Origin of the sequence: Pseudomonas sp. BE134 (genome assembly GCF_031456105.1) — a bacterium.
Classification (GTDB): Bacteria; Pseudomonadota; Gammaproteobacteria; order Pseudomonadales; family Pseudomonadaceae; genus Aquipseudomonas.
In genome coordinates this window covers 1-22,808 of record NZ_JAVDUA010000042.1, presented here as the reverse complement: position 1 = coordinate 22,808, position 22,808 = coordinate 1, and the positions used below count along the sequence as shown (strand labels likewise).

At 59.5% G+C, this 22,808-nt stretch carries 19 protein-coding genes; 8 read left to right on the top strand and 11 right to left on the bottom strand.

Annotated features, from left to right (window positions below; all coding sequences use genetic code 11):
- Positions 1-110 precede the first annotated feature (110 nt).
- The 9 genes from J2Y56_RS26445 to edd all read right to left on the bottom strand — a co-directional run bounded on the left by J2Y56_RS26445 (position 111) and on the right by edd (position 11,188).
- Complete coding sequence (locus J2Y56_RS26445; protein WP_007949444.1) at positions 111-1,271, bottom strand: ABC transporter ATP-binding protein; 1,161 nt, start codon at positions 1,269-1,271, stop codon at positions 111-113.
- 3 nt (positions 1,272-1,274) lie between these two features.
- The gene (locus J2Y56_RS26440) at positions 1,275-2,120 is read right to left on the bottom strand and encodes a carbohydrate ABC transporter permease (RefSeq protein ID WP_007949443.1); all 846 of its coding nucleotides are present in this window, start codon (positions 2,118-2,120) and stop codon (positions 1,275-1,277) included.
- The gene (locus J2Y56_RS26435; RefSeq protein ID WP_007949442.1) at positions 2,113-3,021 is read right to left on the bottom strand and encodes a carbohydrate ABC transporter permease; all 909 of its coding nucleotides are present in this window, start codon (positions 3,019-3,021) and stop codon (positions 2,113-2,115) included. Before J2Y56_RS26435 ends, J2Y56_RS26440 begins: the two co-directional genes overlap by 8 nt.
- A gap of 163 nt (positions 3,022-3,184) precedes the next feature.
- Positions 3,185-4,477, bottom strand: a complete 1,293-nt coding sequence (locus J2Y56_RS26430) for an ABC transporter substrate-binding protein (protein WP_007949441.1) — start codon at positions 4,475-4,477, stop codon at positions 3,185-3,187.
- 117 nt (positions 4,478-4,594) lie between these two features.
- Complete coding sequence (locus J2Y56_RS26425; protein ID WP_310353666.1) at positions 4,595-5,854, bottom strand: AGE family epimerase/isomerase; 1,260 nt, start codon at positions 5,852-5,854, stop codon at positions 4,595-4,597.
- Between the two features lie 211 nt (positions 5,855-6,065).
- Positions 6,066-7,535 carry an ATP-binding protein gene (locus J2Y56_RS26420; RefSeq protein WP_007949439.1) on the bottom strand — a complete coding sequence of 490 codons (1,470 nt, stop codon included), beginning with the start codon at positions 7,533-7,535 and terminating at the stop codon, positions 6,066-6,068.
- Positions 7,525-8,256 carry a response regulator gene (locus tag J2Y56_RS26415; protein WP_007949438.1) on the bottom strand — a complete coding sequence of 244 codons (732 nt, stop codon included), beginning with the start codon at positions 8,254-8,256 and terminating at the stop codon, positions 7,525-7,527. The genes J2Y56_RS26420 and J2Y56_RS26415 overlap by 11 nt, the downstream gene beginning before the upstream one ends.
- A 155-nt stretch (positions 8,257-8,411) precedes the next feature.
- Positions 8,412-9,365 (bottom strand): glucokinase, encoded by a 954-nt coding sequence (locus tag J2Y56_RS26410; RefSeq protein WP_310353664.1) that lies wholly within the window; start codon positions 9,363-9,365, stop codon positions 8,412-8,414.
- Positions 9,362-11,188, bottom strand: coding sequence for a phosphogluconate dehydratase (edd, locus tag J2Y56_RS26405; protein WP_007949436.1), 1,827 nt, complete (start codon positions 11,186-11,188; stop codon positions 9,362-9,364). Before edd ends, J2Y56_RS26410 begins: the two co-directional genes overlap by 4 nt.
- Positions 11,189-11,406: 218 nt before the next feature.
- On the opposite strand from edd, the gene gap reads away from it, so the two are divergent.
- A complete protein-coding gene (gene gap, locus J2Y56_RS26400) occupies positions 11,407-12,408 on the top strand; it encodes a type I glyceraldehyde-3-phosphate dehydrogenase (RefSeq protein WP_007949435.1) in 1,002 nt (333 codons plus the stop codon).
- 29 nt (positions 12,409-12,437) lie between these two features.
- On the top strand, positions 12,438-12,902 hold the full coding sequence (locus J2Y56_RS26395; RefSeq protein WP_310353660.1) for a methylglyoxal synthase: 465 nt from the start codon (positions 12,438-12,440) through the stop codon (positions 12,900-12,902).
- A 73-nt stretch (positions 12,903-12,975) separates the two neighbouring features.
- Here the strand turns inward: J2Y56_RS26395 and J2Y56_RS26390 are convergent, their stop codons facing one another.
- Complete coding sequence (locus tag J2Y56_RS26390; RefSeq protein WP_310353657.1) at positions 12,976-13,839, bottom strand: DNA-3-methyladenine glycosylase; 864 nt, start codon at positions 13,837-13,839, stop codon at positions 12,976-12,978.
- Entirely contained in the window at positions 13,836-15,263 is a 1,428-nt protein-coding gene (gene arcD, locus J2Y56_RS26385; protein WP_007949432.1) for an arginine-ornithine antiporter, read from the bottom strand. The genes J2Y56_RS26390 and arcD (J2Y56_RS26385) overlap by 4 nt, the downstream gene beginning before the upstream one ends.
- 462 nt (positions 15,264-15,725) lie before the next feature.
- Here arcD (J2Y56_RS26385) and arcD (J2Y56_RS26380) point away from each other — a divergent pair, with 462 nt between their 5' ends.
- The 6 genes from arcD (J2Y56_RS26380) to J2Y56_RS26355 all read left to right on the top strand — a co-directional run bounded on the left by arcD (J2Y56_RS26380) (position 15,726) and on the right by J2Y56_RS26355 (position 22,690).
- Entirely contained in the window at positions 15,726-17,153 is a 1,428-nt protein-coding gene (arcD, locus tag J2Y56_RS26380; protein ID WP_007949431.1) for an arginine-ornithine antiporter, read from the top strand.
- A 35-nt stretch (positions 17,154-17,188) separates the two neighbouring features.
- On the top strand, positions 17,189-18,445 hold the full coding sequence (arcA, locus tag J2Y56_RS26375) for an arginine deiminase (protein ID WP_007949430.1): 1,257 nt from the start codon (positions 17,189-17,191) through the stop codon (positions 18,443-18,445).
- An 81-nt stretch (positions 18,446-18,526) separates the two neighbouring features.
- Positions 18,527-19,537: an ornithine carbamoyltransferase gene (locus J2Y56_RS26370; RefSeq protein WP_007949429.1), complete on the top strand. Its 1,011-nt coding sequence runs from the start codon at positions 18,527-18,529 to the stop codon at positions 19,535-19,537.
- A 142-nt stretch (positions 19,538-19,679) separates the two neighbouring features.
- Positions 19,680-20,609 carry a carbamate kinase gene (gene arcC / locus J2Y56_RS26365; RefSeq protein ID WP_007949427.1) on the top strand — a complete coding sequence of 310 codons (930 nt, stop codon included), beginning with the start codon at positions 19,680-19,682 and terminating at the stop codon, positions 20,607-20,609.
- Positions 20,610-20,621: 12 nt separating this feature from the next.
- A complete protein-coding gene (locus J2Y56_RS26360) occupies positions 20,622-20,984 on the top strand; it encodes a DUF5064 family protein (RefSeq protein WP_007949426.1) in 363 nt (120 codons plus the stop codon).
- 197 nt (positions 20,985-21,181) lie between these two features.
- A complete protein-coding gene (locus tag J2Y56_RS26355) occupies positions 21,182-22,690 on the top strand; it encodes a sigma-54-dependent transcriptional regulator (RefSeq protein WP_310353652.1) in 1,509 nt (502 codons plus the stop codon).
- The last annotated feature ends 118 nt before the right edge of the window (positions 22,691-22,808 follow it).

Here is a 22,808-nt window from a genome sequence, read left to right as displayed (position 1 = left end):
ATTGTTATTAACTTTTCTTTTATTAACGCGGTGACATCGGTTACAGCGAGCAACAGGCCACCCGCTGCGTATCCCCCTGTGGAAGCAGGCTCACTCCCACATATGTGTTCTTAGCGCCCCTTGAATTGGGCCACGTTGGCGCTGTGCGCCTCGGTTTCAGGCTGAGCGGCAACACCAAGACGCTCCCCGGTCTTGGCATCGAATAGCAGCACTTTCGACGGATCGAATTGCAGGGTCAGTGTTTCACCCGGCGCCGGTGCGACGTCCGGTGCCAGACGGCAGCAGACTTTGGTGTCGTTGAGATTGACGAACACCAGGGTGTCCGGACCGGTCGGCTCGGTGACCTGAACTTCAGCGCGAATGGTCGGCAAACCGTTCGGCTCGCCGTTCGCCAGCACGATTTGCTCAGGGCGCATGCCGAGGATCACTTCGCGGTCTTCGAGACCGGCGTCCTGCATACCCAAAGGCAATTCACAACGTGCCTGACCGCTGTCGAGCAGTGCGACCAGACGACCGTCCTTGCGCTGCAAGCGCAGCGGGATGAAGTTCATCGGCGGCGAACCGATGAAGCTCGCCACGAACAGGTTGGCCGGGTTGTTGTAGATGTCTTTGGGCGTGCCGAACTGCTGAATGATCCCGTCCTTCATCACCGCCACTTTGTCACCCAGCGTCATCGCTTCGATCTGGTCGTGAGTCACGTAGACCGTGGTGGTTTTCAGGCGCTGGTGCATCAGTTTCATTTCGGTGCGCATCTCGACCCGCAGCTTGGCGTCGAGGTTGGATAGCGGTTCGTCGAACAGGTAAATCTTCGGCCGACGCGCCAGGGCACGGCCCATGGCCACCCGCTGTTGCTGACCACCGGAGAGCTGACCTGGCTTGCGGTTCAGCAGGTGTTCGATCTGCAGCAATTTGGCGACGCGAGCGACTTCTTCGTCGATTTCGGCGGTCGGCATTTTGCGAATTTTCAGGCCGAAGGCGATGTTGTCGCGCACGCTCATGGTCGGGTAGAGCGCATAGGACTGGAACACCATGGCGATGTCGCGATCTTTCGGGCTCATGCCGCTGATGTCGGCGTCGTCCACCAGAATGGCGCCGCCGCTGATGTTTTCCAGACCGGCGATGCAGTTCATCAGCGTGGATTTACCGCAGCCTGACGGACCGACCAGGATCAGGAACTCACCGTCATTGATCTTCAGTTCGATGTTTTTCAGGGTGTCCGGCAAACCGGCACCGTAGGTCTTGTTAACGTTGCGTAATTCGAGAGTTGCCATGTTCTACCCCTTGACCGCGCCGGACGTCAGCCCACGCAGGAAATACTTGCCAGCGAATATGTAGACCAGCAGTGTCGGCAGCCCGGCGATCATCGCGGCAGCCATATCAACGTTGTATTCCTTGGCCCCGGTGCTGGTGTTGACCAGGTTGTTCAGGGCCACGGTAATTGGTTGGGCATCGCCACTGGCGAAGACCACGCCGAACAGGAAGTCATTCCAGATCTGGGTGAACTGCCAGATCAGGCAGACCATCACGATCGGGATCGACATCGGCAGCAGGATCTTCCAGAAAATCGTGAAGAAGCCCGCGCCATCCAGGCGTGCTGCCTTGACCAGCGCATCCGGGATGCTCACGTAGTAGTTGCGGAAGAACAGCGTGGTGAATGCCAGGCCGTAGACCACATGCACCAGCACCAAGCCAGTGGTGGTGTTGGCCAGGCCCATCTTGCCGAGGGTGAACGAAGCTGGCAGCAGCACGGTCTGGAACGGCAGGAAGCAGCCGAACAGCAGCAGGCCGAAGAACAGTTGCGAACCACGGAAGCGCCACATCGACAGCACATAACCGTTCATGGCACCGATGAAGGTGGAGATCAGAACGGCGGGCACAGTGATTTTCACCGAGTTCCAGAAATACCCGCCGACGACGTCCCAGGCCTTGATCCAGCCGATTCCGTCAATCACGGTCGGCCAGCTCAGCAGGTTGCCGGTACGGATGTCTTCCGGGGATTTGAAACTGGTCAGCAGCATCACCACCAACGGGATCAGATAGACCGCCGCCGCCAGCAACAGCGTTGCGTAGATCGCGATACGGCTGAAGCTCAAGGCCGGTTTGCCAAGTTGATTACTCATGGCGCTTGCCTCGCAGTTCGGAGTACAGGTACGGCACCAGAATCGCCAGGATCGCGCCGAGCATCATCATGGCGCTGGCCGAACCAATGCCCATCTGGCCACGGCTGAAGGTGAAGGAATACATGAACATCGCCGGCAGGTCGGACGAGTAGCCAGGACCGCCGGCCGTCATCGCCGCCACCAGGTCGAAGCTCTTGATCGCGATGTGCGCGAGGATCATGAAGGCACTGAAGAACACCGGGCGCAGGCTCGGCAGCACGATCTTCATATAGATGGTCGGCAGATTCGCGCCGTCGACTTGCGCGGCACGGATGATCGATTGATCGACACCCCGCAGGCCGGCCAGGAACATCGCCATCACAAACCCGGAGGCTTGCCACACGGCGGCGATCACCAGGCAATACACCACGCGATCCTGATCCACCAGCCAGTCGAGACGGAAGCCTTCCCAGCCCCAGTCGCGCATCATCTTGTCCAGGCCCAGGCCCGGGTTGAGCAGCCATTTCCATGCCGTACCGGTGACGATCATCGAGAGCGCCATCGGGTACAGGTAAACGGTGCGAATGAAGCCTTCCTTGCGAATTCGTTGGTCCAGCAACACGGCGAGGAACACGCCGAGCACCAGGCTGATGCCGATGAACATGCCACCGAAGACCGCGAGGTTTTTGCTCGCGACCCACCAGCGATCGTTGTCCAGCAAGCGGGTGTACTGCTGCAGGCCGACCCACTTGTAGCTCGGCATGAAGCTGGAACTGGTAAAGGACAGTACGAATGTCCAGATGATGTAACCGTAGAAACCAACCAACACGATCAGCATGCTCGGCGCGAGTACCAACTTGGGTAACCAGCGTTGCAGCGCATCGAACGGTGAGGCTTTGCTGAAAACCGCCACAGAGCTCATCGGGATAATCCAGGTGAAGAAGTGAGGATCAGAGGGATCCCGTGTGGGAGCGAGCCTGCTCGCGATAGCGATGTATCAGTCGACATTGTTGTTGAATGTCAGTTAGCTATCGCGAGCAGGCTCGCTCCCACAAGGGGAACTCACTCAGGTAAATGCCAAGGGATTACTGGGCCGCTTTGATAGCCGATGCCAGTTGGGCGCTGGCCTTGGCCGGGTCAGCGTTTTTGTCGTTCATGAAGTTGGTGACCACGTCGAAGATCGCGCCTTGTACAGCCAGGGAAGTGGCCATGTTGTGCGCCATGCTCGGTTGCAGGCCGCCGGTCTTGTCGTCTGCCAGGAAATCCTTGGCCGATGCTTGAGCGCAGGAATCGAAGCCCAGTTTTTCCATGTTGTTCAGCATGTCGGTCCGCACAGGGATCGAACCTTTGTTGATGCTGAATACTTTCTGGAAGTTTTCACCCAAAGCCACTTTGGCCAGGTCTTGCTGAGCAGCGATAGTTCCCTTGTCCTTGACGTTGAACACGGCCAGGGAGTCGATGTTGTAGGTGAAGGCTTTTTCGGTGCCCGGGAACGGTACGCACAGGTAATCCGTGCCAGCTACTTTCTTGGCCGCAGTCCATTCGCTTTTGGCCCAGTCGCCCATCATCTGCATGCCGGCCTTGCCGTTGATCACCTCGGCAGCCGCGATGTTCCAGTCACGACCGGCGCGGTTCGGGTCCATGTAGCCGGTGAGTTTTTTCAGCTCGGTGAACGCCTTGGTCATCTCAGGCCCGGAGAGGGTTTTCTGATCAAGGTCCACCAGGGCTTTTTTGTAACCGTCGGCGCCCATGACCGAGAGCACCACGTCTTCAAACACGGTGCTGTCCTGCCAAGGCTGGCCACCGTGGGCGAGCGCGATGAAGCCTGCGGCCTTCAGCTTGTCGCCAGCGGCATAGAATTCTTCGAGGGTGGTCGGGGCTTTGTCGATGCCGGCTTTCTTGAAGACTTCCGGGTTGATCCACAGCCAGTTCACACGGTGAATGTTCACCGGAACGGCCACGTAATCACCTTCGAACTTCACGGTGTCGGAGACTTTCTTCGACAGCAGGCCATCCCAGCCTTCGGACTTGGCGACGTCTTTCAAGGTGTCTGGAGCGAGCAAGCCAATGCTGCCCCACTCCTGGATGTCCGGCCCCTTGATCTGCGCAACACCCGGCGGGTTACCCGCCACGGCGCGACTTTTGAGTACGGTCATGGCCGTGGCACCACCACCACCGGCAACGGCGCCGTCCTTCCAGGTGAAGCCGTCTTTTTCGACTTGAGCCTTGAGTACATCGACCGCTGCTTTTTCACCACCCGACGTCCACCAGTGAACGACTTCCACGGAACCTTTGGATTCGGCGGCAAGCACACTGAGAGGGAGCGCAGACAGGGAGGCGAGAGAAATGACAGTAGCGAGGCGAGAAATCGCATTCATCTAGAAGTACCTTTCTTGTTGTTATGCATGCAAGTCTGGTGCTTGCGCTGCATAAGATTTTAAACAGGAGTTATCCCCTCGCAGGTAACGAAGGGACGCTTGAATGTCACTGCATGGTTACACAGGAGCGCTTTGGGACAACTGCGCCAGAGCCGTGGCCATGCTCGGTGCCAAGGGCAATCGCGGAATCAGTACGGCTTGCCAGGCGTGATACAGATCGGGTTTTCCGGCCCAGATATCGGCGCTTGGGCTGTTTTGCGGATCGAGTTCGTGGTGCCAACTGCCGTCGCAACGGTCAATGAAATGATGGTCACAGAATTCCCAGAATTGTCGGTACCAGTGCTCGTATTGCTCCTCGCCCGTGCGTTTAAGCAACGCGCTGGCGGCGGCGCTGGCTTCGCAATGGGTCCAGTGCAAGCGATGGCGAACCACCGCGCGGTTGTCCCAATCCAAGGTGTAGACAATCCCGGGTAGCCCGTCGACATCCCAGCCATGACGGCAGTTGTGGTCGAACAGTTTTTGCGCGTCGGTGGCCAGCCAGCCCGGCGTGAGCATCCCGGCCTGAACCCGCGCCGCTTCGAGGTGCAGCAACAGCCGCGCCCATTCAAAACCGTGACCGGGCGTGGTGCCGTAGGGGCGAAAACCGTCGGCCGGGTTGTCGAGGTTGTAGTCGCGCAGCGGTTGCCAGGCGCGGTCGAAGTGCTCGATCACCAAGTATTGGTTGGCGGCCGCATGACCATGGATCACCCGCTCGACAATGCGCTGGGCGCGGCACAACCAGCGGTTGTCTGCCGTGACATCGGCCAGGGCGAGGAAGGCTTCGGTGGCGTGCATGTTGCTGTTGGCGCCACGGTAGGCTTCTTCTTCGCTCCAGTCGCGATTGAAGGATTCGCGCATCGCGCCTTCCTCCTCACTCCAGAAATGCCTGTCGATGATGTTGATCGCGTCATCGAGCAAGGTTTGTGCACCGGGACGTTTGGCGACCACGGCAGAGCTGGCGGCCAGGGCAACGAATGCGTGCAGATATGCTGCCTTGCCGGTGTTGTCATCCTGCGCATGGGCCACTGCAAACCAGCCACCGGACTCGGCATCGCGCAACGGACCACTGAGCGCTTTGACCCCGTGATCCACCCACTCGGCAAACCCCGGCAAGCCCTGAATGTGGGCCATGGCAAAACTGTGGGTCATGCGCGCGGTGTTCATGGTTTCGGCGTAAGCATTGGCCGGAAGTCGGCCTTTTTCATCCAGATTGCCAAAACCGTCGGCAAGCTTTGAAGCCTTGGCAAACGCCAGCAGGCGCAGGCCTTCAGCGGCGAGCCATTGCTGATGAGCAGGCGCGTTCAGCCAACTGCTGAAGTCTGGTTGAAAGGTGTTCATGGGGTGCCTTTTTTGTTGTTTTGACTGCAGGCAGTCTAAACAACGGGCGGTGACGGGCTTGTAACGAAGGGGGCGAGTTATGTCACTGACTTGTTACATTTGCTTTGAAGGATGTGTTGAATCTTCTGATGCCATCGCGAGCAGGCTCGCACAGGGGGTAACCATAGATGTGGGAGCGAGCCTGCTCGCGATGAACGATAACGCGGTCTAACTAGTCAACACTGCGCGGCAACTGCAACGTCACCCGCAACCCACCCTCACGCAGGTTTTGCAAGCTGACCTCGCCACCATGGCTATGCGCAATATTGCGCGCAATCCCCAGCCCCAACCCATATCCCTGCTGTTGCCCGGCCAGGCGGAAGTGCGGTTCGAACACCTGCTCCAATCGTTGCTCCGGCACACCCGGCCCTTCGTCATCGACGTGCAGGACGAACGCGCTGTCATCGTCATCGATGTGCAAGTGCGCGTTCTGCCCATACTTGAGGGCATTGTCGATCAGGTTGCCAATGCAGCGTTTAAGGGCCAACGGCTTGCCGGGGTACGCCGCCAACGCCCGCCCCTGCTGAGTCACGCGACCATTGCCGGAGGGCGCCAGATACGGTTCCACCAGGCAATCGAGCACATGATTGAGGTCCACCGGCTCGATGTTTTCGTGAATGTCGGTGTCTTTCACACATTGCAGTGCGCCTTTGACCAGCAACTCCAGTTCATCCAGATCACGGCCGAACTTGGCTTGCAGCTGCTCGTCTTCCAGCAATTCCACGCGCAATCGCAGCCGGGTAATTGGCGTGCGCAGGTCATGGGAAATCGCGCTGAACAACTGGCTGCGCTCGGTCAGGTAGCGACTGATGCGTTCGCGCATGGCATTGAACGCGCGCCCCACCTCGACCACTTCACTGCCGCCACCTTCGGCCACCGGCTCCACTTCCGCCCCCAGCGACATGTCCCGCGCAGCCCGCGCCAGGCGCTTGAGCGGTCGGCTCTGCCAGTGCACCAGCAGGCCGATGAACAACAGCAAAAAACCGCTGGTGAGGACGATGAACCAGACCTGCTGTGCGGGCAGCCCTTGTTCTTCAAGGCTGGTGTAGGGCTCGGGCAACAGCGAGGCGATGTACAGCCATTCGCCCGGCGCCATCTGGATTTGCGTGACCAGCACGGGCGGGTTCACAGGTTCCAGCGTCAAGGCGTAGTGCGCCCAGGAGCGCGGCAATTCATCGAGTTTCAAGCCGCCGTTAAAAATTCGCAGGTCGTCGGGGCTGACGAAAGTCACCGAAATGTCGGTGTCCTGGCCCAGCGACTGGCGCAACACTTCGTCCACCGCCTTGAGCACAGCTTCCTTGCGCGGGGTGATCGGCAGCACGTCCATGCCCAAGGGTTTATCGTTGAGCGTCACCACAAATCGGGTGCCGCCCATACTGCGCAACTGGTCCAGCACCAACGGCCTGAAGGCCACCGGCAAAGAACGGAAATAACTGACGCTGGCCGTCATCGAGTGCGCCAGGCTGCGCGCACTGGTGACCAGGCCTTGAAGCTGCGTAGCGCGCAGTTGCGATACCCAGATCACACTCGACAACGTCTGCGCAAACAGCACCGCCAGCAACGTCAGCAGCAACATCCGCCCGAGCAGCGAACGGGGCACCGGCACGCGGTCGGCGAGTTTGCGCAGAAACTCAATGGCCATTGCTGGCAACCACATTGGCGGCCAGTTGGTAGCCGCTACCGCGCACCGTGCGGATCAATCGTGGCGGTTTTTCGGTGTCACGCAGGCGCTGGCGCAAGCGGCTGACGGCCATGTCGACGATGCGATCCAGCGGCATCAGATCGCGGCCACGGGTGGCATTGCCGATGGTGTCGCGGTCGAGGATTTGTTGCGGATGATCGAGGAACAGTTTCAGCAGTGCGAAGTCGGCGCCGGACAGAATCACTTCTTCACCATCGGTGTGGAACAGCCGGTGGCTGACCATGTCCAGCCGCCAGTCGTCAAAGGCCAGCACTTCGCCGCCGTTTCGCTCCTGACCGAACTGCGCGCGGCGCAACAGGGCTTTGATGCGTGCCTGCAATTCACGCGGGCTGAAAGGTTTGCCAAGGTAATCGTCGGCGCCGAGCTCCAGGCCAATGACGCGGTCGGCCTCGTCGGAACTGGCGGTGAGCATGATGATCGGCACCTGGGCCTGACGCGGGTGCTGGCGAACCCAGCGGCAGAGGCTGAAGCCGTCTTCGTCCGGGAGCATCACATCGAGGATTACCAGATCGCTCGGCGCCTCGTTCAACGCCTGGCGGAAACCGGCGCCATCGGGCGTGGTGCGGACCTGGAAACCGGCGCGAGTCAGGTAGGTATCCAGCAACTCGCGTATCTCTTGATCGTCATCGACCAATAAAATCGACTTGTTGACTGAGCTCACGGGGCGGCGTCCTTGTTGTTTGAATTGGGCGGATTATGCCTGATCGTGCGCCGATCGTTCCCACGCTCTGCATGGGAATGCTTCAAGGGACGCTCCGCGTCCAGTGACGCGGAGCGTCACGGGCTGCATTCCCACGCGGAGCATGGGAACGATCATTACTGTGCCTGCTCCAGCGCCACGCCCGCGCCCATCAGGCCGGAATATGGCGCCGTCACCAGCCACACGGGAATGCCTTTGAAGTAATCGCTCATGCAGCCCTTGTCGGCAAAACACCGGGCAAATCCGCTTTCAAGGAAGAAATCGGCAAACCGCGGGATCACGCCACCGACGATGAACACGCCGCCGCGCCCACCGGTGGTCAGCACGTTGTTGCCGGCCACGCGGCCGAGCCAGCAGCAGAACTGCTCCAGCACTTCCAGCGCAATCGGATCGCCCGCCAGCCCGGCAGCGGTGATCGCTTCCGGCGTTTCGAGCACCGGCGTGTGGCCGTCCACTGCACAAATCGCCCGGTAAACCCGTGGCAAGCCGCTGCCGCTCAACGCAGTTTCAGCGCTGACATGCCCGATCTCATTGAAGATGTGTTGCCACAATTGCGTTTCGCGCGGGCTGCTCAGCGGCAAATCGACGTGACCGCCCTCCCCCGGCAACGCGGCAAAACGCCCGTCGCCAAGGTCCAGCAAGGTCCCTACGCCCAAGCCAGTGCCCGGCCCAATCACCACCGCCGGTCGCAACGGTTCCGGGGTGCCTTCGCAGACCACCCGAAACTCGCCCGACTGCAAACGGGTCATGCCCAGCGCCATTGCCGAGAAATCGTTGACCAGCAACAGTTGCTCGACCTGCAAGGTCTTGCAGAAACCCTTGCGGCTCAGCCGCCAGTGATTGTTGGTGAATTTAAATTCATCGCCACTCACCGGGCCTGCCACGGACAGGCACACCGAGCCGATCGAACCCGGCGCCAAGCCGAGTCCGCTCAGGTAGAGGCTGATCGCCTCTTCCGGGCTGGCGTGGTCGGCCGTCGCCAGCACCTGGACGCTTTCCAATTGCTGGTTTTTCCACAACGCGAAACGTGCGTTGGTCCCACCGATGTCACCGACCAAAGCCAGTTTCAATTAAGCGTCTCCAGGGCAGAAGTAAAGGCGCTGGCGCCCTGCTCTGCGGAGCTGAAGGCCAAGCGCATGAAACCAAACAGTTCGCGTCCGCTGCCAATGTTATTGCCCAACAGGCCCTTGGCAGGTTCACGCGCTGCAAATTCTTCGACGTCCACCTTAAGCTCCAGGGTGCCTTTGACGCCATCGACGCGGATGATATCGCCCTCTTGCACCCGCGCCAAAGCGCCACCGACATAAGCTTCGGGACTGACGTGAATCGCCGCCGGGATTTTCCCCGAAGCCCCGGACATGCGCCCGTCCGTCACCAGTGCCACTTTGAAGCCGCGATCCTGCAGCACACCAAGGAACGGCGTCATCTTGTGCAGTTCCGGCATACCGTTGGAACGCGGGCCCTGGAAGCGCATCACCGCGACAAAATCCTTCTCCAGCAGACCGGCCTTGAAGGCGTCTGCCAGGTCCTGCTGATCCTGGAACACCATGGCTGGTGCTTCGACGATCTGGTTTTCCAGCGCTACGGCCGAGACTTTCATCACGCCGCGACCGAGATTGCCTTCCATCACACGCAAGCCGCCTTCTGGTGAGAACGCACGAGCGACCGGGCGCAGGATGCTTTCGTCGAGGCTGTCGGTCACGCCTTCGCGCCAGACCAGTTCGCCGTTATCGAGGAACGGCTCCATGGTGTAACGGCGCAGGCCGTGACCCAGCACGGTGTTGACGTTCTCGTGGAGCAGCCCGGCGTCCAGCAGTTCACGAATCAGGAACGACATGCCGCCCGCCGCCTGGAAGTGGTTGATGTCGGCTTTGCCGTTCGGGTAGACGTGGCTCAGGGTCGGCACGACTTCGGAGAGATCGGCCATGTCCTGCCAGGTCAATTGAATGCCCGCCGCCATGGCGATGGCCGGCATGTGCAAGGTGTGGTTGGTCGAACCGCCGGTGGCGTGCAGTGCCACGATGGAATTGACCAGCGAGCGCTCGTCGACGATTTCGCCGATGGGCATGAAGTCGCCGCTCTGCTTGGTCAGACGTGTGACCTGGTGCGCCGCTTCGCGGGTCAGGGCATCGCGCAAAGGTGTGTTCGGGTTGACGAAAGAAGCACCCGGCAAGTGCAGGCCCATGACTTCCATCAGCAACTGGTTGGTGTTGGCGGTGCCATAGAACGTGCAGGTGCCAGGGCTGTGGTAGGACTTCATTTCCGATTCCAGCAGCTCTTCGCGACTGGCCTTGCCTTCGGCGTAGCGCTGACGCACGTCGGCTTTCTGCTTGTTGGAAATGCCCGAGACCATCGGCCCGCCTGGCACAAAGATCGTCGGCAGATGACCGAAACGCAATGCGCCCATCATCAGGCCCGGCACGATCTTGTCGCAAATGCCGAGCATCAGCGCGCCGTCGAACATGTTGTGGGACAACGCCACGGCGGTCGACATCGCGATCACTTCGCGACTCGGCAAGCTCAGTTCCATGCCCGGCTCGCCCTGGGTCACGCCATCGCACATGGCCGGCGTACCGCCAGCGAACTGGCCGACCGAACCGATCTCGCGCAGCGCTCGTTTGATCTGCTCCGGGAAGACTTCGTACGGCTGATGCGCCGAGAGCATGTCGTTATATGACGAAACAATTGCGATGTTGGCGGAGTTCATCATCCGCAGGCTGTTCTTGTCTTCGGTGCCGCAACCTGCCACGCCATGGGCGAAGTTGGCGCATTGCAGCTTGCCGCGCATCGGACCGTCGCTGGCGGCACCGCGAATCAGTGCAAGGTAGGCCTCACGCGTGGCGCGGCTACGGGCGATAAGCCGTTCGGTGACCTCTAGGACGCGGGGATGCATGTGTAGAACTCCAGGCTAACGGATGTGGCGACCTGATTGTCTATGCTGAGCAAGGACCGTTGTGATTGGGATGACAGACGGTTTTCTTGATCGGTCGGACCAGTTGATCAGGTCACTCGTTGTAGATTGAACAAAATATTGCCATTAAAAACGCTTGTTTTCTATTTTTATGCGAATAATCTTGTAATTCCAACAACAAAACGACGGCGGCGCTGTAAATGACTCTTCGAATCGCAATCAATGGTTTTGGCCGGATTGGCCGCAACGTCCTTCGCGCACTGTATACCCAAGGCTATCGTCAGGATCTTCAGATCGTTGCCATCAATGATCTGGGTGACAGCGCAATCAACGCTCATCTGCTCAAGTTTGACACTGTTCACGGCACGTTCGATGCCGATGTTCAGCATGACCGCGAAAGCCTGACCGTCAACGGCGACCGCATTGCCGTCAGCGCCATTCGCAACCCGGCCGACTTGCCCTGGGCTGCGGAAAAAATTGATGTGGTATTCGAATGCACCGGCCTGTTCACCGACCGCGCCAAGGCCGCCGCGCATATTACGGCCGGCGCACGTAAAGTGATCATCTCGGCCCCGGCCCAAGGCGCCGACGCCACGGTGGTGTATGGGGTTAACCACGACATTTTGCGCCAGCACCATCAAATCATTTCCAACGCGTCGTGCACCACCAACTGCCTGGCCCCGGTCGCGCAGGTGCTGCACCGCGAACTGGGGATCGAGAGCGGTCTGATGACCACGATCCACGCCTACACCAACGACCAAAACCTCACCGACGTCTATCACACCGACCCGTACCGCGCCCGTTCCGCCACCCAGAACATGATCCCGAGCAAGACCGGTGCGGCTGAAGCCGTCGGCCTGGTGCTGCCGGAACTGGCGGGCAAACTGACCGGCATGGCGGTGCGCGTCCCCGTGATCAATGTGTCGCTGGTGGACCTGACCGTGCAACTTAAGCGTGAAGCGTCAGCCGATGAAGTGAATGCGCTGCTCAAGGAAGCCAGCCAGCACTCGAAAATTCTCGGTTACAACACCCTGCCGCTGGTTTCCAGCGACTTCAACCACAACCCGCTGTCGTCGATTTTCGATGCCAACCACACCAAATCCAGCGGCAAGCTGCTCAAGGTGCTGGCCTGGTACGACAACGAATGGGGTTTCTCCAACCGCATGCTCGATAACTGCCTGGCGCTTTGTAACGCTGAATAACCCGCCGTGAAAAAGCAGGAGCAGCACCGATGATCGGTATCAGCTTTACGCAAAAGACCATGGCAGCGCGCAAGCGTATTGCCTTGGTCGCCCATGACCACTGCAAGGTGTTTTTGCTGGACTGGGCCGAGCGGCAGAAAGACAGGCTCGCACAGCATGAACTGGTCGCCACCGGCACCACCGGGTTGTTGTTGCAACAACGCCTGGACGTGCCAGTGAAGACCATGATCAGCGGTCCGTCGGGCGGTGACCAGCAACTGGGTGCGCAAATCGCCGAGCAGCGGGTCGACATGCTGGTGTTCTTCTGGGACCCGTTCGAACCACAGCCTCACGACCCGGATATCAAGGCCTTATTACGGGTTGCGGCGGTCTGGAACATTCCGGTGGCCTGCAACGAATGCAGTGCCGACTACCTGCTGAGCAGCCCCTTGATGGATCAAGCGCACCCACATCGAATCCCTGATTACGCGACCTATCTGCTCGGCCGCGCCTGAGGCCACATTTCGGGTGTAAGGTTGCCGCTGTCCCCTGTAGCCAGCCTGCTGGCGATGAGGTCCTAACAGACACTCAGTCCGGCCGGCTCAGCGAAGTCCAAAGCAACTGCGCCGCATACCCTCGATGAGGTCGCCACGCCTCGGCTCGCAGCAGCAACTCCCGCGCCGTCATCGGCCCGCTTTCAAGCGCGGCCAGCGCGTTGATCAACCCCACATCCCCTGACGGAAACGCATCCGGCTCGCGCAACTGGCGCAAGGCAATGTACTGCGCCGTCCACTCACCAATCCCGTGCAAGGCGAGTAAGCGCGTCACGCCATCCTCCCGACCGGACTCAAACAACAGCGGATCCTCCAGCAATGCCTGCGCCACGCCAGACAAGGTTCGCCCCCGGCTTTTCGGCATGCCCAACGTCGCCAGATCCGCCTTCGCTAACACGGACGCCTCAGGAAACACATGGATCAACCCCGCCAGCGGCGACTGCACCGGCGCGCCATATTGCGCCACCAGTTTGCTCGCCAGCCGGATCGCCGCGCTCACCGTAATCTGCTGCCCCAGCACGGCGCGAATCGCCAATTCCAGCCCATCCCATGCCCCCGGCACCCGCAAGCCAGGACGCTGGGCAATCAAGCGTTTCATCAAGGGGTCCAACACCAACTGTCGGTGAATCGACGGCAGATCCGCATCCAGGTCAAACATCCGCCGCAGTCGTACCAGGATCTCAGGCACCGCCGACACATCCGGAAAATCCAGCACCAGCTCAAGCGCATCACCCTGCGCCGACCCTATCGAAAACGTACCGTGAACGCCGTTCAGCCCGATGCTGCGCGAATACACCCCATCGGCCACGACTTCCATACCGGCCACCGCCCGCGTCGATAAAAACTGCAACATCGCCGACCAATCATAGGGCGGTTGATACGCCAGCAACGCTCTCACAACGACAACAAGCCGCTGTACAACCCATACGCGGCGACCCCGGCACCCACCAGGACAACGATAAAAATGCCCTTCTCAATAGTGGTGAATAGTGGCTCGCCCTGCTCATGCTTGGCCTTGGCAAACAGAATTACCCCCGGCGCATACAGCAACGCCGACAACAGCAGATATTTGACGCCGCCGGCGTACAGCAACCACACCGCATATCCCAGCGCGATACCACCGATCATCAGGTCTTTGGTACGCTCGGCGCTGGCGTGCTCGTAGGTTTCGCCACGCCCGCTCAACAACACCGCATACGCCGCCGACCACAGGTACGGCACCAGAATCATCGACGAGGCGAGGTAGATCAGGCTGGTGTAAGTGCCGGCGGAAAACAGCGTGATCAGCAGAAAAATCTGGATCATCACGTTGGTCAGCCACAACGCGTTTACCGGTACATGGTTGGCATTTTCCTTTTTCAGGAAGGCGGGCATGGTCTTGTCTTTGGCCGTGGCGAACAAAATCTCGGCACACAGCAGCGCCCAGGACAGCAATGCCCCCAACAGCGAAATCGCCAGTCCAACGCTGATCAGCAACGCGCCCCAGGGCCCGACAATATGTTCGAGCACCGCCGCCAGCGACGGGTTTTGCAAGTTGGCCAGTTCCGGCTGACTCATGATTCCCAGCGACAGCACGTTGACCAGCACCAACAGCGCCAGCACCCCGATGAAACCGATGACCGTCGCCCGCCCTACATCCGAGCGTTTCTCCGCTCTCGCCGAATACACGCTGGCGCCCTCGATGCCGATGAAGACGAACACCGTCACCAGCATCATGTTGCGCACTTGATCCATCACCCCACCGAATTCCGGGTTGCTGTGCCCCCAGATATCCCGGGTAAAAATGTCGGCCTTGAAGGCGACGGCGGCGATGACGATAAACATGATCAGCGGCACGATCTTGGCCACGGTGGTCACCTGGTTGATGAACGCCGCCTCCTTGATCCCGCGCATCACCAGAAAATGCACGGCCCACAGCAGCACCGAGGCGCATCCGATAGCAATGGGCGTGTTGCCCTGGCCAAAGACCGGAAAGAAGTAGCCGAGGGTGCTAAACAGCAACACGAAATAACCGACGTTGCCCAGCCAGGCGCTGATCCAGTAACCCCAGGCTGAAGAGAATCCCATGTAGTCGCCGAAGCCGGCCTTGGCGTAGGCGTACACCCCGGAATCCAGTTCGGGTTTGCGATTGGCCAGGGTCTGGAAGACGAATGCCAGCGTCAACATCCCCACGGCGGTGATGGCCCAGCCGATCAATACCGCCCCTGCATCGGCCCGTGCCGCCATGTTCTGCGGCAACGAGAAAATCCCGCCACCAATCATCGATCCCACCACCAGGGCGATCAGCGCGCTCAGGCGTAGCTTTTGCGTCGGTTGTGACATTCCTGCGTCTCCACTGTTTTCCTGATGCGGCCGGGGTGACCCTTGTTAATAAAACCGTCACACGCTTGGTTTTAACTAAATAGATACAGCGTAATAACGTTTATTAGATGACGCCATGCCCAGCCTCGCTATTTATAACCGATCATTCTATGAGCGTCATGGTCAAGAGCATTTATGTGAACCAATCCTGGCAAATTCACTCCGTTCATGAAACCGGCGCCAAATAGTTGCGGAAACGAAAAAACCAACTAGCTTAAAAATCGAAGCAGGGGGTTCCTTATTCCTGTTTGTTCTGACCGAGGCCTCTGGATAGGGCTTTTCCGGCAGCATCGCCATGGACGGAAAAGATTTGTAACCCTTTAATAAACAATGGAATGTGCCCATCCAATGATCTAAGTCAGATGTTCGAACAGTTGGCAGAACTACTCTGTTGTCTCTCTTCTCCTGCACTGGAGTCATGCGATGTCTGAATCCCCCGGAAAACTGAAACTTGGCGCATTGGTTGCGCTGGTAGTCGGCTCAATGATTGGTGGCGGGATCTTCTCGTTGCCACAAAACATGGCCGCCAGTGCCGATGTTGGCGCTGTACTGATCGGTTGGGCCATCACTGCCGTCGGCATGCTGACCCTGGCGTTCGTCTTCCAGACCCTCGCCAACCGCAAGCCTGATCTGGATGGCGGGGTTTACGCCTACGCCAAGGCCGGATTCGGCGACTACATGGGTTTCTCTTCCGCCTGGGGGTACTGGATCAGTGCCTGGCTGGGCAACGTTGGTTACTTCGTGCTCTTGTTCAGCACCCTCGGCTACTTCTTCCCCATTTTTGGCGAGGGGAATACGGTGGCAGCCATCATCGGCGCATCGGTACTGCTCTGGGGTGTGCATTTCCTCGTGTTGCGCGGGATCAAGGAAGCGGCGTTCATCAACATGGTGACCACGGTCGCCAAGATCGTGCCGCTGTTGCTGTTCGTGTTGATCGCGATATTCGCCTTCAAACTGGACATCTTCACCGCCGACATCTGGGGTTTGAAAAACCCGGATCTGGGCAGCGTGATGAACCAGGTGCGCAAAATGATGCTGGTCACCGTCTGGGTGTTCATCGGCATCGAGGGTGCGAGCATTTTCTCGGCCCGCGCCGAAAAACGCAGCGACGTGGGTAAAGCGACCGTCATCGGTTTCATCACCGTGCTGCTGTTCCTGGTGCTGGTGAACGTGCTGTCCCTGGGGATCATGACCCAACCGGAACTGGCCAAGTTGCAGAACCCGTCGATGGCGGCGGTGCTCAAGCATGTAGTCGGTGAGTGGGGCGCGGTGCTGATCAGCGTCGGCTTGATCATCTCGCTGCTGGGGGCCTTGCTGTCGTGGGTGCTGCTGTGTGCGGAAATCATGTTCGCCGCCGCCAAGGACCACACCATGCCGGAGTTCCTGCGCAAGGAAAACGCCAACCATGTGCCGGTCAACGCACTGTGGCTGACCAACGCGATGGTGCAGCTGTTCCTGATCATCACCCTGTTTTCGGCCAGTACTTACCTGTCGCTGATCTACCTCGCCACCTCGATGATTCTGGTGCCCTACCTGTGGTCGGCGGCTTACGCCCTGCTGCTGGCGGTGCGCGGTGAAACTTACGAGAACGATGGCCGCGACCGCACCAAAGACCTGCTCATCGGCGCCATCGCGGTGATCTACGCGGTCTGGCTGGTCTACGCGGGGGGTACCAAATACCTGCTGCTGTCTGCCTTGCTCTATGCGCCTGGCGTGATCCTGTTCGCCAAGGCCAAGCGAGAACTCGGCAAACCTGTTTTCACCAACGTCGAGAAACTGATTTTTGCAGCCGTAATCGTGGGCGCCGTGGTGGCGGCCTACGGCCTATATGACGGTTTCCTGACCCTGTAACACCTGAATAATTTGTCATCTGGAGGATCACTGTAATGACCACGGAAAAAGTTAAGCTCGGTGTACATTCCGAAGCCGGCAAACTGCGCAAAGTCATGGTTTGCTCCCCCGGCCTGGCCCACCAGCGGCTGACCCCGAACAACTGTGACGAACTGCTGTTTGATGATGTGCTGTGGGTCGCCCAAGCCAAGCGCGACCACTTCGACTTCGTCACCAAGATGCGCGAACGCAACATCGACGTGCTGGAAATGCACAACCTGCTGACCGACATCGTCGCCATCCCGGAAGCGCTCGACTGGATTCTGGAGCGCAAGATCACCCCCAACTCTGTGGGCCTGGGGCTGATCAATGAAACCGGCTCGTGGCTGCGCAGCCTGGAGCCGCGCCAAATCGCCGAGTTCCTGATCGGCGGTGTCTCCGCCGATGACCTCCCGGACAGTTTCGGCGGCAAAACCATCGAGATGTTCCGCGACTTCCTCGGCCACTCCAGCTTCATTCTGCCGCCACTGCCCAACACCCAGTTCACCCGTGACACCACTTGCTGGATCTACGGTGGCGTGACCCTGAACCCGATGTACTGGCCGGCACGCCGTCAGGAAACCCTGCTGACCACCGCCATTTACAAATTCCATCCGCAATTCACCAACGCCGAATTCGAGATCTGGTACGGCGACCCGGACCAGGATCACGGCAGCTCCACCCTCGAAGGTGGCGACGTGATGCCAATCGGTAACGGCGTCGTGCTGATCGGCATGGGCGAGCGCTCGTCCCGTCAGGCCATTGGCCTGCTGGCGCAAAACCTGTTCAAAAACAAAGCGGTGGAAAAAGTCATCGTCGCCGGCCTGCCGAAATCCCGAGCGGCGATGCACCTGGATACCGTCTTCAGCTTCTGTGACCGCGATCTGGTCACCGTTTTCCCTGAAGTCGTCAACCAGATCGTCGCCTTCACCCTGCGTCCGGACGAGAAGAAACCGGGAGGCATCGACATCCGACGCGAAGAAACCAGCTTCCTCGACACGGTGGCCAAGGCCCTCAACCTGAAAGCGTTGCGGGTGGTGGAAACCGGCGGCAACAGCTTCGCCGCCGAGCGCGAGCAATGGGACGACGGCAACAACGTGGTGGCCGTGGAGCCAGGCGTGGTCATCGGTTATGACCGCAACACCTACACCAACACCTTGCTGCGCAAGGCGGGTATCGAGGTCATCACCATCAGCGCCGGCGAACTGGGGCGTGGACGCGGGGGCGGCCACTGCATGACCTGCCCGATCATTCGCGACCCTATCGACTACTAACCTTTGAGCCCTGGCCGCCGCTGCCGTCTCACCGACGGTATGCACGGCCAGGGGGATAACCGACACCTAAGGAGATCCATCATGGCTTTTAACATTCACAACCGTAATTTGCTGAGCCTGGAACACCACACTCCTCGCGAATTGCGCTATCTGCTCGATCTGTCCCGCGACCTCAAGCGCGCCAAGTACACCGGTACCGAGCAGCAACACCTCAAAGGCAACAACATCGCGCTGATCTTCGAAAAAACCTCGACCCGCACCCGTTGCGCCTTCGAAGTCGCCGCCTATGACCAAGGTGCCAACGTCACCTACATCGACCCGAATTCCTCGCAAATCGGTCACAAGGAAAGCATGAAGGACACCGCCCGCGTACTGGGGCGCATGTACGACGCTATCGAATACCGTGGTTTCAAGCAGGAAATCGTCGAGGAGCTGGCCAAGTTTGCCGGTGTGCCCGTGTTCAACGGCCTGACCGATGAATATCACCCGACCCAAATGATCGCTGACGTGCTGACCATGCGTGAGAACGCCGACAAGCCAATCCACGAAATCAGCTACGTCTACCTGGGCGATGCCCGTAACAACATGGGCAACTCGCTGCTGCTGATCGGCGCCAAGCTGGGCATGGACGTACGCATCTGCGCGCCGAAAGCCCTGTGGCCGCTTGACGATCTGGTCGCACGCTGCAAGCAATACGCAGAAGAAAGCGGTGCGCGCATCACCCTGACTGAAGACCCGAAAGCCGCAGTCAAAGGCGTGGACTTCATCCACACCGACGTCTGGGTCTCGATGGGCGAACCGGTCGAAGCCTGGGCCGAACGTATCCAGCAACTGCTGCCTTATCAGGTCAACGCCGAATTGATGAAAGCCACCGGCAACCCGCGCACCAAGTTCATGCACTGCCTGCCGGCCTTCCACAACAGTGACACCAAGATCGGCAAGCAGATTGCCGAGCAGTACCCGAACCTGAAGAACGGCATCGAAGTGACTGATGACGTGTTCGAGTCGCCGGCCTGCATCGCCTTCGAGCAAGCGGAAAACCGCATGCACACCATCAAGGCGATCCTGGTGTCGACCCTGGCTGACCTTTAACGGCTCCCCTCTCCACCCGATCGTTCCCACGCTCTGCGTGGGAATGCCGCCACGGACGCTCCGCGTCCGATGTGACGCAAAAACGTCACGGGATGCATTCCCACGGGGACCGTGGGAACGATCATTTTGAAAGGACTGCATTATGCGTATCGTCGTTGCTCTGGGCGGTAACGCCCTGCTCCGCCGTGGTGAACCCATGACCGCGGACAACCAGCGCGCCAACATCCGGATCGCCACCGAACAAATTGCCAAGGTCCATGCCGGTAACCAACTGGTGATCGCCCACGGCAATGGTCCGCAGGTCGGCCTGTTGTCGCTGCAAGCCGCGGCCTACACCTCGGTTTCCCCTTACCCGCTGGACGTGCTTGGTGCCGAAACCGAAGGCATGATCGGCTACATCATCGAACAGGAACTGGGTAACCTGCTGGACTTCGAAGTACCCTTCGCCACCCTGCTCACCCAAGTTGAAGTCGACCCCAACGACCCGGCGTTCCAGAACCCCACCAAACCGATCGGCCCGGTGTACACCAAGGACGAAGCGGAAAAACTTGCCGCCGAGAAAGGCTGGGCGATTGCACCGGACGGGGACAAATATCGTCGCGTGGTAGCCAGCCCCAAACCGAAACGCATTTTCGAAATCCGCCCAATCAAATGGTTGCTGGAAAAAAGCAGCATCGTGATCTGCGCCGGCGGTGGCGGCATCCCGACCATGTACACGTCTCCAGGCGTACTGGAAGGTGTCGAAGCGGTCATCGATAAAGACCTGTGCTCGGCGCTGCTGGCCGAACAACTTGAAGCCGATCTGCTGGTGATCGCCACCGACGTCAGTGCCGCCTTCATCGATTACGGCAAGCCGACTCAGAAAGCCATCGGCCAGGCTCACCCGGATGAAATGGAAAAACTCGGCTTCGCCGCAGGCTCCATGGGACCGAAGGTTCAGGCCGCCTGCGAGTTCGCTCGCCACACTGGAAAAGTCGCGGTAATCGGTTCACTCTCAGACATCGAAGCGATCGTCCAGGGCACGGCCGGTACGCGCATCAGCACGGCAGCACCTGGCATTACTTACTTATAAGGAAAGACGTCTATGGCACAGTTTGAGCCTGGTCACTTGCACATCGAGCGTCACGCACTGACCAAGGATGATGTTAGCTACAACGTGCACCTCGACTACAAGGTCGCGCAGGATCCCAAGAAAGGCAAAGGGATCGAGTTCACCCTGCATGGCAGCATGCAGGGAAAGGACGTGAAAGAGACCTTCTTCCTACCCAAGGAAGAGGCCTACAACTTTGCCAACAACGTGACAAAAATCGCCGAGAAGTACGGCATTCCAAAGACACACAGCCAGATCGGCTCGGTCCACAAGCATTACGATCTGATGTTTAAAGATATCCGGGAGAAACTGGATATGAAGTCCGGTGACCCGGTGAATATCGAACACTTCGAATAACCCACGGACCCTGTGGGAGCGGGCTCGCGAAAGCGGTCTGACAGTCGACATCGATAGCGACTGACACGCCGCCTTCGCAGGCAAGCCAGCTCCTACAGGGGTTCGGTGTAGTCCTGTATTCCTGTGCAGGATTTCAACATTCGCCCGCCCCAAGGCATACTTGCGCCCCTCCGCACCTCAGAATCAAAAACCGCCCCATGCGTATCCACGTCAGCTTCATCGACCGCGTCGGCATTACCCAGGAAGTACTGGCCCTGCTCGGTGGGCGCAATCTCAATCTGGATGCGGTGGAAATGGTCCCGCCCAACGTTTACATCGACGCCCCGACCCTGAGCCCGCAAGTCCTCGAAGAGCTGCGCGATGCGCTGTTCAGCGTGCGTGGCGTGCAAGCGGTGACGGTGGTCGACATCCTTCCCGGCCAGCGCCGACACCTGCAACTCGACGCATTGCTCGCGGCCATGACCGACCCGGTACTCGCGCTGGACAGTGCCGGCAAAGTGTTGCTGGCCAACCCGGCACTGATTGCGTTGTACGGCCGTGAACCGGCCGGTGAAAGCATCGCCGAGCTGTTTGCCGACCCGGCGCTACTCGACGCCCTGCTTGAACACGGCTTTCGCTTGCCGCTGCGGGAAATCACGGTCAACGGTCAGACGTTGCTGCTGGACGCCACGCCGATCACCGATGCGGGTGCCCTGCTCACCTTGTATCAACCCAACCGCATCGGCGAACGCCTCTCGGCGCTGCACCATGACCACGCCGAAGGATTCGATGCGCTGCTCGGCGAGTCACCGGTCATCCGCACCCTCAAGGCTCGCGCCCAACGGGTCGCAGCCCTGGATGCGCCGTTGCTGATTCAGGGCGAAACGGGCACCGGCAAGGAATTGGTGGCACGGGCCTGCCATGCCATCAGCGCTCGGCACAGCTCGCCATTTCTGGCATTGAACTGCGCGGCATTGCCGGAGAACCTCGCCGAAAGCGAACTGTTCGGCTACGCCCCCGGCGCCTTCACCGGTGCGCAACGGGGAGGCAAACCGGGGCTGATGGAACTGGCCAACCAAGGCACCGTGTTTCTCGATGAGATCGGTGAGATGTCGCCGTATTTGCAGGCGAAACTGCTACGGTTTCTCAATGACGGCAGCTTCCGGCGAGTCGGCGGCGATCGTGAAGTGAAGGTCAATGTGCGGATTCTCAGCGCCACCCACCGCGATCTGGAAAAAATGGTCAGCGAAGGCAGCTTCCGCGAGGACCTGTTTTATCGCCTCAATGTGCTCAACGTTGAAGTCCCGCCGCTGCGCGAACGTGGCCAGGACATTCTGTTGCTCGCCCGCTACTTCATGCAGCAGGCCTGCGCGCAAATCCAGCGTCCGATCTGTCGCCTGGCACCGGGCACCTACCCGGCGCTGCTGGGCAATCGCTGGCCGGGCAATGTGCGGCAATTGCAGAACGTGATCTTCCGCGCGGCAGCGATTTGCGAAAGCACACTGGTTGATATTGGCGACCTCGACATCGCCGGCACCTCCGTGGCGCGCCAGAGTGACGCAGACGTCGACAGCCTGGAGCAGGCGATGGAGGAGTTCGAGAAAACCCTGCTGGAAAAACTCTACGTCAGCTACCCCTCGACCCGCCAACTGGCCAGCCGCCTGCAAACGTCCCACACGGCGATTGCCCATCGGTTGCGCAAGTACGGCATACCTAACAAGCCCTGAAATCCCCAGACACCACAGTACCCCTAATGAAATGGCTACCCCCGCTGCCCCCTGTGATCGCCCACTAAGCTTTCACAGGGGGCCTACCGGAGACCGTTGCCATGAACAAAGTAGCTAT

Bases quoted from the DNA above. Each gene is read 5' to 3' on its own strand.
- J2Y56_RS26445 (WP_007949444.1), bottom strand. From the start codon at position 1,271: ATGGCAACTCTCGAATTACGCAACGTTAACAAGACCTACGGTGCCGGT.
- J2Y56_RS26440 (WP_007949443.1), bottom strand. From the start codon at position 2,120: ATGAGTAATCAACTTGGCAAACCGGCCTTGAGCTTCAGCCGTATCGCG.
- J2Y56_RS26435 (WP_007949442.1), bottom strand. From the start codon at position 3,021: ATGAGCTCTGTGGCGGTTTTCAGCAAAGCCTCACCGTTCGATGCGCTG.
- J2Y56_RS26430 (WP_007949441.1), bottom strand. From the start codon at position 4,477: ATGAATGCGATTTCTCGCCTCGCTACTGTCATTTCTCTCGCCTCCCTG.
- J2Y56_RS26425 (WP_310353666.1), bottom strand. From the start codon at position 5,854: ATGAACACCTTTCAACCAGACTTCAGCAGTTGGCTGAACGCGCCTGCT.
- J2Y56_RS26420 (WP_007949439.1), bottom strand. From the start codon at position 7,535: ATGGCCATTGAGTTTCTGCGCAAACTCGCCGACCGCGTGCCGGTGCCC.
- edd (WP_007949436.1), bottom strand. From the start codon at position 11,188: ATGCATCCCCGCGTCCTAGAGGTCACCGAACGGCTTATCGCCCGTAGC.
- gap (WP_007949435.1), top strand. From the start codon at position 11,407: ATGACTCTTCGAATCGCAATCAATGGTTTTGGCCGGATTGGCCGCAAC.
- J2Y56_RS26395 (WP_310353660.1), top strand. From the start codon at position 12,438: ATGATCGGTATCAGCTTTACGCAAAAGACCATGGCAGCGCGCAAGCGT.
- arcD (WP_007949432.1), bottom strand. From the start codon at position 15,263: ATGTCACAACCGACGCAAAAGCTACGCCTGAGCGCGCTGATCGCCCTG.
- arcD (WP_007949431.1), top strand. From the start codon at position 15,726: ATGTCTGAATCCCCCGGAAAACTGAAACTTGGCGCATTGGTTGCGCTG.
- arcA (WP_007949430.1), top strand. From the start codon at position 17,189: ATGACCACGGAAAAAGTTAAGCTCGGTGTACATTCCGAAGCCGGCAAA.
- J2Y56_RS26370 (WP_007949429.1), top strand. From the start codon at position 18,527: ATGGCTTTTAACATTCACAACCGTAATTTGCTGAGCCTGGAACACCAC.
- arcC (WP_007949427.1), top strand. From the start codon at position 19,680: ATGCGTATCGTCGTTGCTCTGGGCGGTAACGCCCTGCTCCGCCGTGGT.
- J2Y56_RS26360 (WP_007949426.1), top strand. From the start codon at position 20,622: ATGGCACAGTTTGAGCCTGGTCACTTGCACATCGAGCGTCACGCACTG.
- J2Y56_RS26355 (WP_310353652.1), top strand. From the start codon at position 21,182: ATGCGTATCCACGTCAGCTTCATCGACCGCGTCGGCATTACCCAGGAA.